13 protein-coding genes are annotated in these 13,691 nt (G+C 63.1%); 12 read left to right on the top strand and 1 reads right to left on the bottom strand.

What is annotated here, in order from left to right; genetic code table 11:
• Nucleotides 1–13 precede the first annotated feature (13 nt).
• The 3 genes from ppsA to GTP27_RS07620 all read left to right on the top strand — a co-directional run bounded on the left by ppsA (nt 14) and on the right by GTP27_RS07620 (nt 4,037).
• Nucleotides 14–2,443 (top strand): phosphoenolpyruvate synthase, encoded by a 2,430-nt coding sequence (gene ppsA / locus GTP27_RS07630; RefSeq protein ID WP_161038784.1) that lies wholly within the window; start codon nt 14–16, stop codon nt 2,441–2,443.
• A 179-nt stretch (nt 2,444–2,622) separates the two neighbouring features.
• Nucleotides 2,623–3,051, top strand: coding sequence for an NfeD family protein (locus tag GTP27_RS07625; protein ID WP_161038597.1), 429 nt, complete (start codon nt 2,623–2,625; stop codon nt 3,049–3,051).
• 56 nt (nt 3,052–3,107) lie between these two features.
• The gene (locus tag GTP27_RS07620) at nt 3,108–4,037 is read left to right on the top strand and encodes an SPFH domain-containing protein (protein ID WP_161038596.1); all 930 of its coding nucleotides are present in this window, start codon (nt 3,108–3,110) and stop codon (nt 4,035–4,037) included.
• Here GTP27_RS07620 and GTP27_RS07615 read toward each other — a convergent pair.
• A complete protein-coding gene (locus GTP27_RS07615) occupies nt 4,034–4,279 on the bottom strand; it encodes a hypothetical protein (protein ID WP_161038595.1) in 246 nt (81 codons plus the stop codon). The two genes, GTP27_RS07620 and GTP27_RS07615, sit on opposite strands and share 4 nt — an antisense overlap.
• 71 nt (nt 4,280–4,350) lie before the next feature.
• On the opposite strand from GTP27_RS07615, the gene GTP27_RS07610 reads away from it, so the two are divergent.
• The 9 genes from GTP27_RS07610 to GTP27_RS07570 are packed head-to-tail and all read left to right on the top strand — an operon-like array spanning nt 4,351 to nt 13,681.
• Nucleotides 4,351–6,273 carry a methyl-accepting chemotaxis protein gene (locus tag GTP27_RS07610; protein ID WP_161038594.1) on the top strand — a complete coding sequence of 641 codons (1,923 nt, stop codon included), beginning with the start codon at nt 4,351–4,353 and terminating at the stop codon, nt 6,271–6,273.
• Nucleotides 6,274–6,284: 11 nt separating this feature from the next.
• Nucleotides 6,285–7,814 carry a chemotaxis protein CheW gene (locus GTP27_RS07605; protein WP_161038593.1) on the top strand — a complete coding sequence of 510 codons (1,530 nt, stop codon included), beginning with the start codon at nt 6,285–6,287 and terminating at the stop codon, nt 7,812–7,814.
• Entirely contained in the window at nt 7,807–8,931 is a 1,125-nt protein-coding gene (gene cheB / locus GTP27_RS07600; protein ID WP_161038592.1) for a chemotaxis-specific protein-glutamate methyltransferase CheB, read from the top strand. The genes GTP27_RS07605 and cheB overlap by 8 nt, the downstream gene beginning before the upstream one ends.
• Complete coding sequence (locus tag GTP27_RS07595; protein WP_161038591.1) at nt 8,922–9,563, top strand: HEAT repeat domain-containing protein; 642 nt, start codon at nt 8,922–8,924, stop codon at nt 9,561–9,563. The genes cheB and GTP27_RS07595 overlap by 10 nt, the downstream gene beginning before the upstream one ends.
• Before the next feature lie 6 nt (nt 9,564–9,569).
• Complete coding sequence (locus tag GTP27_RS07590; RefSeq protein WP_161038590.1) at nt 9,570–10,412, top strand: CheR family methyltransferase; 843 nt, start codon at nt 9,570–9,572, stop codon at nt 10,410–10,412.
• Nucleotides 10,409–10,783, top strand: a complete 375-nt coding sequence (locus tag GTP27_RS07585; protein WP_161038589.1) for a response regulator — start codon at nt 10,409–10,411, stop codon at nt 10,781–10,783. Before GTP27_RS07590 ends, GTP27_RS07585 begins: the two co-directional genes overlap by 4 nt.
• Nucleotides 10,780–13,035: a chemotaxis protein CheA gene (locus tag GTP27_RS07580; RefSeq protein ID WP_161038588.1), complete on the top strand. Its 2,256-nt coding sequence runs from the start codon at nt 10,780–10,782 to the stop codon at nt 13,033–13,035. The genes GTP27_RS07585 and GTP27_RS07580 overlap by 4 nt, the downstream gene beginning before the upstream one ends.
• Nucleotides 13,035–13,310, top strand: a complete 276-nt coding sequence (locus GTP27_RS07575; RefSeq protein WP_161038587.1) for a hypothetical protein — start codon at nt 13,035–13,037, stop codon at nt 13,308–13,310. The genes GTP27_RS07580 and GTP27_RS07575 overlap by 1 nt, the downstream gene beginning before the upstream one ends.
• Nucleotides 13,307–13,681: a response regulator gene (locus GTP27_RS07570; RefSeq protein WP_161038586.1), complete on the top strand. Its 375-nt coding sequence runs from the start codon at nt 13,307–13,309 to the stop codon at nt 13,679–13,681. Before GTP27_RS07575 ends, GTP27_RS07570 begins: the two co-directional genes overlap by 4 nt.
• The last annotated feature ends 10 nt before the right edge of the window (nt 13,682–13,691 follow it).

The raw sequence follows: 13,691 nt of genomic DNA, 5'->3' as shown, positions 1-13,691 counted from the left end.
AAAAGGTGTAATTATGTCCAACGCAGCATTGAAGGAGCAGAACAACGACGCGGTTTACGTTGCTTCGTTTGAAAACTTGCGCATGACGGATGTCGAATCCGTCGGCGGCAAAAACGCCTCTCTGGGCGAAATGATCAGCCAGCTGGCCGGTGCCGGCGTGCGTGTGCCCGGTGGCTTTGCTACCACGGCGCAGGCATTCCGTGACTTCCTGTCGCACAGCGTCGCCGGCGGCAAGCCGCTGGCCGAGCGTATCGCCGACCGGCTGGCCGATCTGAATATCGACGACGTCCGTGCTCTGGCGCAAGCCGGTGCGGAAATCCGTCAGTGGATCGTCGATACCCCGTTCCAGCCCCGTCTGCAACAGGAAATCGAAGCGTTCTACGCAGCACTGGTGGCCGATTCCAGCACCGAAGTCTCGTTCGCCGTACGTTCCTCGGCCACCGCCGAAGACTTGCCGGACGCTTCCTTCGCCGGTCAGCAGGAATCCTTCCTCAACGTGGTCGGCATCGAAAACGTGCTGGACGCGATGAAACACGTGTTCGCTTCCCTGTATAACGATCGCGCCATCTCCTACCGCGTGCACAAAGGCTTTACCCACGCCGAAGTGGCGCTGTCGGCCGGCGTGCAGCGCATGGTGCGTTCCGATCTGGGCGCTTCCGGCGTGATGTTCACCATCGATACGGAATCGGGCTTCAAGGATGTGGTCTTCGTCACCTCCAGCTATGGCCTCGGTGAAACCGTGGTGCAGGGCGCCGTCAATCCGGACGAGTTCTACGTCCACAAACCGATGCTGGAAAAAGGTAAATCGCCTGTGATCCGCCGCAACATCGGCTCCAAGCTGATCAAGATGGAATTCACCAACGAAGCCAAAGCTGGCCGTTCCGTGAAAACCGTCGATGTGCCGGTCGAACTGCGCAACCGCTACTCGCTGAACGACGAAGAAGTGGTGGAACTGGCCAAGTACGCTGTCATCATCGAAAACCACTATGGCCGTCCGATGGACATCGAGTGGGGTAAAGACGGCCGCGACGGCAAGCTGTACATCCTGCAGGCCCGTCCGGAAACCGTGAAATCGCAGCAGAAAGCCACCGACGTACAGCAGCGCTTCAAGCTGAAATCGACCGGCACCGTGCTCGCTTCCGGCCGCGCGATCGGCCAGAAAATCGGCGCCGGTCCGGTGCGCGTGATTACCGATCCGTCGGAAATGGAACGTGTGCAGCCGGGCGACGTGCTGGTCGCCGACATGACCGACCCGAACTGGGAACCGGTAATGAAGCGCGCTTCCGCCATTGTGACCAACCGTGGTGGCCGTACCTGCCACGCCGCGATTATCGCGCGTGAACTGGGTGTGCCGGCCGTGGTGGGCTGTGGCGATGCTACCGATGTGCTGAAAGACGGCACTTTCGTCACCGTATCCTGCGCCGAAGGCGACGAAGGCAAGATCTATGACGGTCTGCTGGAAACGGAAGTATCGGAAGTTTCGCGCGGCGAGCTGCCCAAGCTGCCGACCAAGATCATGCTGAACGTGGGTAACCCGCAGCTGGCCTTCGACTTCCAGGCTGTGCCGAATGCCGGCGTGGGTCTGGCCCGTCTGGAATTCATCATCAATAACAACATCGGCGTCCACCCGAAAGCGATTCTGGAATACCCGAATATTGATGCAGATCTGAAGAAAGCCGTGGAGTCGGTGGCCCGTGGCCACGCTTCGCCGAAAGCCTTCTACGTCGACAAGCTGGCCGAAGGCGTGGCCACCATCGCCGCAGCGTTCTGGCCTAAGCCAGTCATCGTGCGTCTGTCGGACTTCAAGTCCAACGAGTACAAGAAACTGATCGGCGGTTCGCGCTACGAGCCGGACGAAGAAAATCCGATGCTGGGCTTCCGTGGCGCAGCGCGCTATCTGGCTGACGACTTTGCCGGTGCTTTCGAAATGGAATGTCAGGCCATGAAGCGCGTGCGCAACGACATGGGTCTGACCAACGTCGAAATCATGGTGCCGTTCGTGCGTACGCTGGGCCAGGCTGAAAAAGTCGTGGGTCTGCTGGGCAAGAACGGTCTGGTACGGGGCGAAAATGGCCTGCGTCTGATAATGATGTGCGAAGTGCCTTCCAACGCGATTCTGGCTGACCAGTTCCTTGACCACTTCGACGGCTTCTCGATCGGTTCCAACGACCTGACCCAGCTGACCCTGGGTCTGGACCGCGATTCCGGCATGGCGCTGCTGGCCGCCGACTTCGACGAACGCGATCCGGCCGTGAAAGCCATGCTGGCCATGGCCATCAAGGCTTGCCGTGCACGTAACAAGTACATCGGTATCTGCGGTCAGGGTCCATCCGACCATCCGGACTTCGCCGTCTGGCTGATGGAACAGGGCATAGAATCGATGTCGCTGAATCCGGATTCGGTGATCGATACGTGGCAGAAGCTGGCCACGCTGGTCAAGTAAGCGAAAAGGATTGACGTAAGCCGCGATTGGTATAGACTGCTGTTGTCGCATTAAGGAAGCAACAACACCATTAATACTTCACGGCTTACGTTGTACCGGAAAACCCTCGCAGCCCGCATGGGCTAGCGGGGGTTTTTGCGTTTTATTTAGCGGGTTTTATTGCCTGAAAGGAGAGCAGTATGGCGGACTGGAGTTTGTGGCTGATGGCCGCGGGCGCAACGGTCATCATGGAATTATTCAGCGGGACTTTCTATCTGCTGATGATAGCGCTGGGGCTGGTGTCGGGTGCATTGGCGGCCGTGCTGGGCTTCGGCATGGCCATGCAGACTTTGCTGGCAGCGCTGGTGGGCATGCTGGCCACGGTGCTGCTGCGGGTCAGCCGCTACACGCCGGAGCAGCTTGCCGGCGTGGCCGGACGCGATCCCAACCAGCATCTAGATATCGGCCAGAGCGTGCAGGTGAGCGAATGGCAGGATGGTCAGGCGCGGGTAATGTACCGCGGCGCGCTGTGGGATGTGGAGCTGGAGGCCGGTACGGCGCCAGCTGCCGGCTGGTACACCATACGCGAGGTGCGCGGCAGCCGCCTGATCGTGGGCGCCGCTGGCTGAACGGTGCAGTCAGCCAGAGTTAATCAAGCTAGTCGCAGTCATTTTATGGAGTTTTTATGGATATCAGTTTTGGTAACGTCAGTCTGATCCTGTTTATTGTGGCGCTGGTGTTCGTGTTCAAGACCATCAACGTGGTGCCGCAGCAGCATGCCTGGGTGGTGGAGCGGCTCGGTAAATACCATGCCACGCTGGGGCCGGGCCTGAACATCGTGATTCCCTTTATCGACCGCATCGGCTACAAGCATGTGCTGAAAGAGATCCCGCTCGATGTGCCGCCGCAGGTCTGCATCACCAAGGACAATACCCAGTTGCAGGTCGATGGCATCCTGTACTTCCAGATTACGGACGCCATGCGCGCTTCGTATGGTTCGTCGAATTACATCGCCGCCATCACCCAGCTGGCCCAGACCACGCTGCGATCGGTGATCGGCCGCATGGAACTGGATAAGACTTTCGAGGAGCGCGAGCACATCAACACTGCGATCGTGAACGCCATCGATGAATCGGCCGCCAACTGGGGCGTTAAAGTGCTGCGCTACGAGATCAAGGATCTGACGCCGCCGAAAGAAATTCTGCACGCCATGCAGGCCCAGATCACGGCCGAACGGGAAAAGCGCGCGCTGATTTCCGCGTCCGAAGGGCGCAAGCAGGAACAGATCAACATCGCCAACGGCGAACGGGAAGCGCAGATTGCCCGCTCGGAAGGCGACAAGCTGGCCGCCATCAACCGCGCCCAGGGCCAGGCTGCCGCCATCGTGGCGCTGGCCGAAGCCAATGCCGCGGCCTTGCGTCAGGTAGGGGCGGCCATCCATGAACCGGGCGGCGCCGACGCCGTCAATTTGAAAGTGGCCGAGCAGTATGTGGGCGCATTTGCCCAGCTGGCGAAAACCAATAATTCCATCATCATTCCTGCCAATCTCGGCGATATGAGCGGCTTGATTGCCACCGCCATGCAGGTGGTCAAAACCCAGAAAAACAGCGTCTAGAGCACGTTTTTGCGGCGCGCCGCCCGGCGCGCCTCTGCCGTCACTGCCAGCCCCGGCTTTCCTCTGGAGAGCCGGGGTTTTGTTTTGCCTGCGGCTTGCGTGCGCACGTTTCTATGTAAAACTATTAATTTCCATAAGTCAATAGTTAAATATTTAAAAGTCGACGTTGACTTGGACAAAGCAAAGTGAAATAATGAATTTAACGATTTTGGTGATTTTACCGAAAATATCAGATTCACCATGTTTCTTTGTTTTTAACTTGCCCAGAGTGGGCGTTTCCCACCCAGACCACGCACAGACTAGGAGTACGATCATGGCCCTTATTAAAAAATCCATCAGCGTAGCGACCGCTCCGCTGCCTGCCAGCGCGCACAAAACTGCGCCGGCGATGCGGGGCGACGCGGACGTCCAGCGCCGGCGCGCACGCACGCTGGCCAAGCAGCAACAGGCTGCTGAGCGGATTGCTGCTGCCACGGGCCAGATGTCGTCCGGTATCACGGAGGCGGCTGCGGCGGCAGAGGAACTGAAACGCGCCAGCGACCAGATTGCGGCCGGCGCCAGCGAAGCGGCGGGCGCGGCGCAGCAGTCGCTGGCCGCGTTCAGTCAGGTGGAGGGCGCGATAGGCCGCCAGTTGCGTTCCGCAGAAATGAGCCAGCAGCGTGGTGAAGCCTCGCAGCAACTGGTGACGCGCACCAGCGATGAAGTGGCCGCGCTGGTGAGCAAGGTGGGCGTGGCAGCGCGCCGCCAGGCTGACTCCGTGACCATGGTGGGCGAACTGGAGAAACAGGCGGCGAATATTGGCGATATCGTCAAGGCAGTGGCCCGCATCGCCGATCAGACCAATCTGCTGGCACTGAACGCCGCGATCGAAGCGGCGCGTGCGGGCGAACATGGCAAGGGTTTCGCCGTGGTGGCAGACGAAGTGCGTACGCTGGCCGAGACCTCGGAAAAAAGTGCCCAGCAAATCCAGGAACTGGTGGGACAGATCCAGCAGCGGGTGCGCGAGATCGCCGGCGGCATAGGTGATTCGGCCCGTGCGGTGGAAGCGGAAGTTGCTAGCGGTAAGCTCATCATCGACCAGCTTAACCAGATCGCCACGGAAACGGCCGACGTGGTGAAAGGCATCACCGAGGTGGCCGTGGGAGCGCAGCAGGCCGTGGTGGCGTCGCGCCAGGCCTCGGCCGGTGCCGAGAGCATTGCGGCGGCTGCGGCTCAGCAGTCGGCCGCAGCGGAAGAATCGGCCAATACCGTTGCCGAGCAGGCCCAGGCGCTGGCATCGTGCGAGCAGGCAGCGCAGGCGCTGTCGGACCTGGCCGATGATCTGAAAAATTCTACCGATACGGCCAAGAGCGCCGAAGAAGTGGCAGCAGCTGCCGAGCAGCTGTCGTCGGCGGTCAGCGAAATCAGCCGGTCCGGTGCGCAGATCCTCAGCGCCATCGATGAAATCCGCAAAGGCGCCGATGTGCAGGCTGCCAGCACGGAAGAGTCCTCGGCTGCCGTGTCGCAGATCGAGCGCGGCGCCAAGATCGCATTCGAGCGCTGTACTGCCAGCCAGCAGAAGATCGCTGCCATGACCCAGCTGCTGTCCACCAACAAGCAGTCGGTGGACAGTCTGATCGCGAATGTCGCGACCTCGGCTGAAGCTAGCCGCGCCAGCATCGAACAGATGAAGGAACTCGAACTGGTGTCGCGCCGTATCGACAAGATCGTCGATGCCATCGCCAGCGTCTCGATCCAGACCAATATGCTGGCTGTGAACGGCTCGATCGAAGCGGCACGGGCTGGCGAATACGGCAAGGGCTTTGTGGTGGTGGCGACCGATATTCGCAATCTGGCCCAGGACTCGGCCGGCAATGCCGACCGCATCAAGGAAGTCGTGAAAGCCATCCAGGACCAGATCGGTGTGGTAGGACGCGATCTGGGCGACATTCTGGCTACTGCCAACAGCGAGGTAGAAAAGGCCAAGGGCACCAGCGCCAGTCTGGTGCAGATCGAACGCGATATCGGCGTGGTTGGCCAGGGCTCTGACGAGATTCTGCAGGCGGCGGAAGAGATTTCCAGTGCGGTGGTGCAGGTGGGCCGCGGCATCACCCAGATCGCCTCGGCGGCGCAGGAAGCCATGAAGGCCGCCGAAGAAGCCGCCACGGCTGCCAAGCAGCAAAGCCAGGGTGCGGAAGAACTGGCGGCCGCCATCGAGGAAGTGGCGTCGCTGGCCGACGAACTGCAAAGTGCCTGAGGAGAGCCCGCATGGATACCCTGACAGAACAGGCTGAAAGCCCGGGCGGCGCGCCAGCTGGCCATCAGACGCGCCAGTTTGTCACCTTTATGGCCGGTGGCGAAGTGTTCGCGGTGGATATGGCGCCGGTGCAGGAAATCATCCGCGTGCCGCAGGTGGTGCGGGTACCGCTGGCGCCGCCCACCCTGAACGGTCTGACCAATTTGCGCGGCAAGGTGCTGCCCATCGTTTCGCTGCGCCGCACGCTGGGCTTGGCGGAACATGATTACGACGACAGTGCGCGTGCCATCGTGATCGGCTACGGCCAGCAGATGGGCTTTGTGGTCGACCGCGTGGCCAGCGTGGTGGGCGTGGACAGCAGCCAGATCGAAGGCGTGGCAGGGATCGAAGCCTCGGTCAGCACGGATCTGCTGAGCGGCCTGCTGAAAGACGTGGCTGGCCACCCGATGATCATGGTGCTGGACTTCGAACGCCTGATGGCGCAGGAGTTTGCCCCCACGGCGCTGGCTGGACGCACGCAAGCGTCTTCGGCGCAGAGCAGTAGCGCGCAGCAGATCAGCCGCAAGGAAGACGAGCTGCATCTGGTCAGCTTCGATGTGGCGCAGCAGGAATATGCCATCGCCATCAGCGCAGTGCAGGAGATTGTGCAGATGCCCGAGCATTTCGTGCAGGTACCGCGCGCCCAGTCCCATGTGCTGGGGCTGATGACCCTGCGTAACCGCCTGCTGCCACTGGTGTCGCTGCGGCGCATGTTCGGCCTGGCGGCGATCGGTCAGGACGAGCGCAGCCGTATCGTGGTGGTGGCGCTGGCCGCCGGTTCGGTCGGTATCGTGGTGGATAACGTCAATGAGGTGCTGCGCGTGCCCACCAGTCAGGTCGAGGCGATGCCGGCACTGCTGGCGCGCGATAGCCAGCTGGCCGAACTCAGTCATATCTGCCGCCTCGACGAGGGGCGGCGGCTGGTCTCGGTGATGTCCACCGAACAGCTGTTTCAACACACGGCAATCCGGGAGGCGATGGCAAGTATGGATCAGGCTGACATGGCGGGACAGGGCAGCACGGCCGCGGTACAGAGCGAATATGAACTGATGGTGGTGTTCCGGCTGGGCACCGAAGAATTTGGCGTGCCGATCGCCAATGTGCAGGAAATCGTGCGGGTGCCGGCCACGCTGACCCACGTGCCGCAAGCGCCTACGGCGGTAGAAGGGGTGATCAATCTGCGCGGCGCAGTACTGACGGTGGTCGATCTGCGCCGCCGGCTGGGACTGGACAGCGTGGAACGCAACGATGGCCAGCGCATCATCGTGCTGCTGATCGATGGTCTGCGCACCGGTTTCATCGTCGACGCCGTTGCCGAAGTGCTGAAAGTGCCGGCAGCGGCAATCGAGCCGGCGCCGCGCCTGTCGGCCGATCAGGCGCAACTGCTGGCGCGCATGGTCAATCTGGAGCAGCACAACCGCCTGCTGCAGCTGATCGAGCCGCAATTCCTGCTGCAGACTGCCGAGCTACGCGCGGCCATGGCGGAGGCCGGCCATGCTTAAGCTGTTGATTGTCGATGATTCGGCCCTGATGCGCCGCCTGCTGCAACAGCTGTTCAAGGCTAGCGGCGAATTCCGGGTCGAAGTGGCGCGCGATGGCGTCGAAGCGGTGGCACTGAACACCAGCTTCGAGCCGGACGTGGTCACGCTCGACATCAACATGCCCGAGATGGACGGGCTGACCGCGCTCGCGCTGATGATGCAGCAGCGCCCGGTGCCGGTGGTGATGCTGTCGTCGCTGACGGAGCAGGGTGCGCTGGCGACCTTCGAAGCGCTGAATCTGGGCGCGCTTGATTACATTGCCAAACCGAGCGGCTCGATTTCGCTTTCGCTCGATATGGTCGGCGCGGAATTGCTGGACAAGGTCCGTAGCGCCGCGCGCAGCCGCCTGTCGCGCGGCTGGATGCGGCGGCAGGCGCTGGCCCCGGTCAGCGCCAGAGCTGGCCAGGTTGGCAGTCTCACCAGCGCCGCCAAAGTCAGCTCCGTCGCTGGCGGTGTGCCGGCGGCCACGGCCACGGCTGGCGCCAGAACCGCAGGGGTGGTGCTGATCGGCGTCTCGACCGGGGGGCCGCGTGCGCTGGAAGAAGTGCTGCCCCGCCTGCCTGCCAGCTTCCCCTGGCCGGTGGTGGTGGCGCAGCACATGCCGGGCAGTTTTACCGGCCCGTTTGCAGCCCGGCTGAACGGGCTGTGCGCGCTCAACGTGTGCGAAGCGGCCCAGCCTATGGCCGTGAGCGCCGGCAACGTGTATATCGCCCGTGGCGGCGCCGATGTGGTGCTGTGCCGGCGCAATGGCGTGCTGACCGTGATGCCGAAACCCGAAGACCGTGCCCAGTTGTGGCATCCCTCCGTGACACTGCTGGCGCGTTCGGCGCTGGCTTGCGTCGCGCCGCAGCAGCTGGTGGCGGTGATGCTGACGGGGATGGGCAATGACGGCGCCGAGGCGTTTGCCGAAATCCGCCGCCAGGGCGGACGCACGCTGGCCGAAGCGGAGGAAACGGCGGTGGTGTACGGCATGCCGGGCGAACTGGTGGCCCGTGGCGGCGCCAGCATGGTGCTGCCGCTGGACGGCATCGCCGCGCAACTGAAAAACTGGCTACGGCAGGAAACATCATGGGGCTGATCAAACATGCGCAGGATATGACGGGCGGCGCCCAGCTGCGCCAGCGCGGACGCGATTGCGCCAGTCTGTGCGCCGCACTGGACGATCCGCAGGCACTGGTAAGGCGCTGGGCGGCGCGCGACCTGGCCGATTGCAGCGACCCTGCCAGCAGCGCCGGCGTGCGCGCAGCGCTGCTGGCGCGCCTGCCGCGCGAGCCGGAGGCGGCAGTGCGGGCGATTATCCTCAGTACCCTGCTCAAGCTGGCCGATCAGGGCGTAGTGCTGCAGTTGCTGGCCTGTTTGCGCAGCGGCGAACCGGCCCTGTGTCAGGAGATTATCGGCGTCTTGCAGCAACTGCCAGCGCTGGTGGCGCCGCAGATTCCCGCGCTGCTGCGCGACAGCGACAGCGCGCTGCGCATCCTGACGGTAAATATACTCGAATCGCTGCGCCACGCCGATGTCGAGGCGCTGCTGCTGGAGGTGATTGCCCGCGACGAGCACCTCAATGTGTGTGCCGCCGCGGTGGATCTGCTGGGAGAAGTGGGCAGTGCGGCAGCGCGGCTGCCGCTGCAGCAGCTCAAGCAGCGCTTTGCAGGGGAACCCTACATCGCCTTTGCGGCCGATCTGGCCTTGCGTCGTCTGGAAGAAATGTGAGCTCCCATGCCGAATACGCGCATTTCTGCCGATGACTTCCAGCTGTTCCGCGAGTTCTTCTATCGCAGCACCGGCATCCAGTTCGATGAGGGCAAACGCTACTTCGTCGACAAGCGCCTGCTCGAGCGCATGCAGCAGACCGGCCATCGCAGCTTCCGCAGCTATTTTATGCAGTTGCGCTTCGATGCCGATGGCGCCGAATTACAGACCCTGACCAATCTGATGACGGTGAACGAAACCTATTTCTTCCGCGAAGAATATCAGTTCCAGTGCCTGGTCGATTCCATGCTGCCCGATATCGTCGCCCGCAAGCACGACGGCCGACCGCTGCGCATCTGGGTGATGCCTTGCTCGTCCGGCGAGGAAGCCTATTCGATCGCCCTGTATCTGCTCGAGCGCTGGCCGCAGATCGACACACATGATGTGGAAATTATCGCCTCCGACATCGATACCACCATCCTCGATCAAGCCCGGCGCGGCCATTTCTGCAGCCGCGCCGTGGCGCACCTGCCGAAAGCCATGCTGGCGCGCCATTTCAGCCAGACTGAATCGGGTTACCAGATTTCCGAGCAACTGCGCTCGGTGGTGGAGTTCACCCGGGTGAATCTGTCCGACCCGAGGCAGACCCGCGCCTACCGCCATTTCGATGTGGTGTTCTGCCGCAATCTGCTGATCTATTTCGATGATGTGTCGCGCAAGGCCGCGGCCGAGACGTTTTACGATGTGCTCAATCCGGGCGGCTTTATCTGCCTCGGGCACTCCGAGTCGATGAGCAGGATTTCATCGCTGTACAAGATCCGGAAATTTCCGGAAGCCATAGTCTATCAAAAACCGGTTGACCTATTATGAAGCGTATTCTGATCATAGAAGATGCCGCGACCGTGCGCCTGTACTACCGCGGCATCCTCGAACCTGTCGGCTACCAGGTCGAGGAGGCGGTGAACGGCGTGGAGGCGCTGGAGAAAGTGCTGGCCCATCCCTATGACCTGTATCTGGTCGATATCAGCATGCCCAAGCTGGATGGCTATGGCTTCCTCAAGGAGCTGCGCCAGCTGGCCGTGCCGCAGGTGCCGGCGATTATGATTTCTACCCTGGCCCGCGCCGAAGACCGGCGCCGCGCCTACGAGGCAGGGGCCAACTACTACCTGCTCAAGCCGACCCGGCCCGAACAACTGGTGGCACCGGTGGTGCTGCTGCTCAATCTTGCGAGCCCCAAATGATGACGCTACTCGAACAGTTTCTGGCCGAGGCGCGTGAAGCCCTGACGGCCATCGACGGCACCCTGATCGCACTGGAAGCCCAGCCGCAGGATGGCCAGCTGATCACCGGACTATTCCGGCTGGTGCATACGCTCAAGGGCAATTGCGGGCTGTTCGATTTTCCCGAAATGATACGTCTGCTGCATGCGGCGGAAGATGTGATGGAGGCCATGCGGGCCGGCCAGATGGCTTATCGCGCCGAACTGGCCGACCGCCTGCTGGCAGCGATGGATCTGGTGGGGCGGCTGTGCGATTGCGCCGAACGCGAGCAGCCTGCCGACGCGGCACTGGCTGCCGAGGCGCTGGAATCGGCGCGCCTGCTGCGCGCCCTGCTGGGCCAGTGCGAGGCTGGCGCAACGCCGGATGCAGGCGCCGCAGCGCCAGCGGCAACGCCGCCTATGCCGGCCATGCCGGCGGCGGCGTGGCTGGCGGCGCGCGCGGCGGCCAGCCGTGGCGAGCACCCGCGTCTGGTGATCTACCGTCCCGATGCGCAGTGTTTTTTCAGCGGCGAAGATCCGCTGCATCGCGCCATGGGTGTGCCCGGGCTGCTGTGGGGCAGTATGCAGGAGCGCGAGCCATGGCCCGAACTGGCCGAACTCGACCCGTTCCGCTGCAATCTGGACTTTTACATGATCAGTCGTGCCGGCGAAGACGAGCTGGCCGAACACTTCCGTTATGTGCCGGAACAATGGCAGCACTGGCTGCTGCCTGCGCCACCGCGGGTTTCCGGTCAGCCGGCGCTGGCAGCCATGCTGGCGGCGCAGCGCGAAATACTCGCGCTGCCCGGCGTGGCGACGGCGCAGGATGGGCGGCTGGAAGCCGTGCAGCAGGTGCTGGCAGCCTGCCTGCACGAGGCCGGGCATGACGCACAGCAGGAGAGTCTGGCGGCGGCACTGGCCAGTTGCCGACAGAGTGGCCAGAGCGGACCTTTGCTGGCATGGCTGGCGCAAGTGTTTCCCGGCGCGCCGCAGCCGGCCGATGCCGCTCCGCCCGCAGAGGCCGACGGTCCGTCTGCGGCGGCTGGCACGGAAGGCGGCGCGGCGCGGGTACTGCGGGTGGAGCAGGGCAAGATCGACCGCCTGATGGAACTGATAGGCGAAGTGGTGGTGGCCAAGAATGCCATTCCCTATCTGGCGGCAAGGGCCGAGCAGGTGTTTGCCGTTCCGGCGCTGGCGCGCGAAATCGAAGCCCAGTACGGCGTGATCAAACGCATCGCCGAGGAAATGCAGGACGCCATCATGCAGGTGCGGATGATGCCCGTCTCGTTCATCTTCCAGCGCTTCCCGCGGCTGGTGCGCGATCTGTCGCGCCGGCTGGGCAAGGAAGTCAGGCTGGAGATCAGCGGGCAGGAGACGGCGGCCGACAAGAACATTATCGAAGGGCTGGCGGATCCGCTGCTGCACATCCTGCGCAACAGTCTCGATCACGGGTTCGAAGACGCCGCCAGCCGCATTGCGGCCGGCAAGCCTGCTTGCGGCACGCTGAGCGTGGCAGCGCGGCAGGAAGGCGACCGGGTCTGCATCACCATCCGCGACGACGGGCGCGGCATCGATCCCGTAGCGATCCGCCGCAGCGCCTGCGCCAAAGGGCTGATAGACGAGGCCAGTGCCGCCCGTCTGAGCGATCAGGAAGCCGTGAATCTGGTGTTCGCGCCGGGCTTCTCGACGGCTGCGGCAGTGTCGGACATTTCCGGCCGCGGCGTCGGCATGGATGTGGTGCGCAACGCCGTGCAGAAAGTGCAGGGCACGCTGACGCTGGAGAGCCGTGCCGGCGCCGGCACCTGCATCAGCCTGAGTCTGCCCCTGTCCATGGCCGTCACCCAGGTGCTGACTATCGAGACCGATGGCCAGCGCTTCGGCGTGCCGATGGATGCCGTGCGCGAGACGGTGCGCGTGCCGCTGCAATCGGTACGCCGCATCAAGCAGCGTCAGGTGGTAACGCTGCGTGGCTGCGTGCTGCCGCTGCTGGCGCTCAACGAGGTGCTGGGCCTGAGTGCGCCGCCCAGGCTGAACGCCGAGCAGGAGCTGGCCGTGCTGGTGCTGGGCGAGGGCGATAGCCGCGTCGGCCTGCTGGTCGACCAGTTCCATCAGGCGGTCAGCATCATCCTCAAGCCGCTGGCCGGCATGCTGGGCGGACTGGCGCTCTACAGCGGCTCTGCGCTGATGGGCGACGGCTCGGTCCTGATGGTGCTTAACCCCAAGGAGATCTTCTGATGCCGCACGATTTACACGCCGATGCCGCCAACCTGAGCGGGCATGTCAGCATCGACGAAGCCGAACCTCTGCTGGACTGGCTGCAGCAGCACAACGGGCCGGTCGATCTGGCCGCCTGCAGCCATATCCATCCGGCCGTACTGCAATTGCTGTTCTGCGCCGGAGCGCGTATCACCGCCTGGCCGGCCGCGCCGGCTTTGCGCAGCTGGCTACCGGCCACGCCGGTCAGCGCCGAAACTGTCCCTCCCACCGAAACTAAAGGAATTCCATCATGAGCAAGACCATAATGATCGTCGACGATTCTCCCACCATGATCATGAGCATCAAGAGCAATCTGGAAAGCGGAGGCTTCCACGTCATGACCGCCGACGACGGCGTAACGGCGATGACGGCACTGCGCGGCGGCGCCAAGCCGGACCTGATTATTACCGACATCAATATGGCGACCATGGGCGGGCTGGAGCTGATCCGCGAAGTCAAGGCGCTGCCGGGTTTCCGCTTCACGCCTATCCTGACGCTGACGACCGAAAGCGATATCGCCAAGCGCGCCGAAGCCAAGCAGCTGGGCGCGACCGGCTGGCTGGTCAAGCCGGTGCTGGGCGGCGAGCTGTTGAAAGTGGTGAAACAAGTGCTGCCGGGCGCCTGAACGGCGCTGT

Origin of the sequence: Duganella qianjiadongensis (genome assembly GCF_009857915.1) — a bacterium.
Classification (GTDB): domain Bacteria; phylum Pseudomonadota; class Gammaproteobacteria; order Burkholderiales; family Burkholderiaceae_D; genus Rugamonas; species Rugamonas qianjiadongensis.
This window is presented reverse-complemented; position numbering and strand designations above follow the sequence as displayed.

Bases quoted from the DNA above. Each gene is read 5' to 3' on its own strand.
- GTP27_RS07610 (WP_161038594.1), top strand. From the start codon at position 4,351: ATGGCCCTTATTAAAAAATCCATCAGCGTAGCGACCGCTCCGCTGCCT.
- ppsA (WP_161038784.1), top strand. From the start codon at position 14: ATGTCCAACGCAGCATTGAAGGAGCAGAACAACGACGCGGTTTACGTT.
- GTP27_RS07580 (WP_161038588.1), top strand. From the start codon at position 10,780: ATGATGACGCTACTCGAACAGTTTCTGGCCGAGGCGCGTGAAGCCCTG.
- GTP27_RS07590 (WP_161038590.1), top strand. From the start codon at position 9,570: ATGCCGAATACGCGCATTTCTGCCGATGACTTCCAGCTGTTCCGCGAG.
- GTP27_RS07595 (WP_161038591.1), top strand. From the start codon at position 8,922: ATGGGGCTGATCAAACATGCGCAGGATATGACGGGCGGCGCCCAGCTG.
- GTP27_RS07615 (WP_161038595.1), bottom strand. From the start codon at position 4,279: ATGGTGAATCTGATATTTTCGGTAAAATCACCAAAATCGTTAAATTCA.
- GTP27_RS07605 (WP_161038593.1), top strand. From the start codon at position 6,285: ATGGATACCCTGACAGAACAGGCTGAAAGCCCGGGCGGCGCGCCAGCT.
- GTP27_RS07585 (WP_161038589.1), top strand. From the start codon at position 10,409: ATGAAGCGTATTCTGATCATAGAAGATGCCGCGACCGTGCGCCTGTAC.
- GTP27_RS07620 (WP_161038596.1), top strand. From the start codon at position 3,108: ATGGATATCAGTTTTGGTAACGTCAGTCTGATCCTGTTTATTGTGGCG.
- GTP27_RS07570 (WP_161038586.1), top strand. From the start codon at position 13,307: ATGAGCAAGACCATAATGATCGTCGACGATTCTCCCACCATGATCATG.
- cheB (WP_161038592.1), top strand. From the start codon at position 7,807: ATGCTTAAGCTGTTGATTGTCGATGATTCGGCCCTGATGCGCCGCCTG.
- GTP27_RS07625 (WP_161038597.1), top strand. From the start codon at position 2,623: ATGGCGGACTGGAGTTTGTGGCTGATGGCCGCGGGCGCAACGGTCATC.
- GTP27_RS07575 (WP_161038587.1), top strand. From the start codon at position 13,035: ATGCCGCACGATTTACACGCCGATGCCGCCAACCTGAGCGGGCATGTC.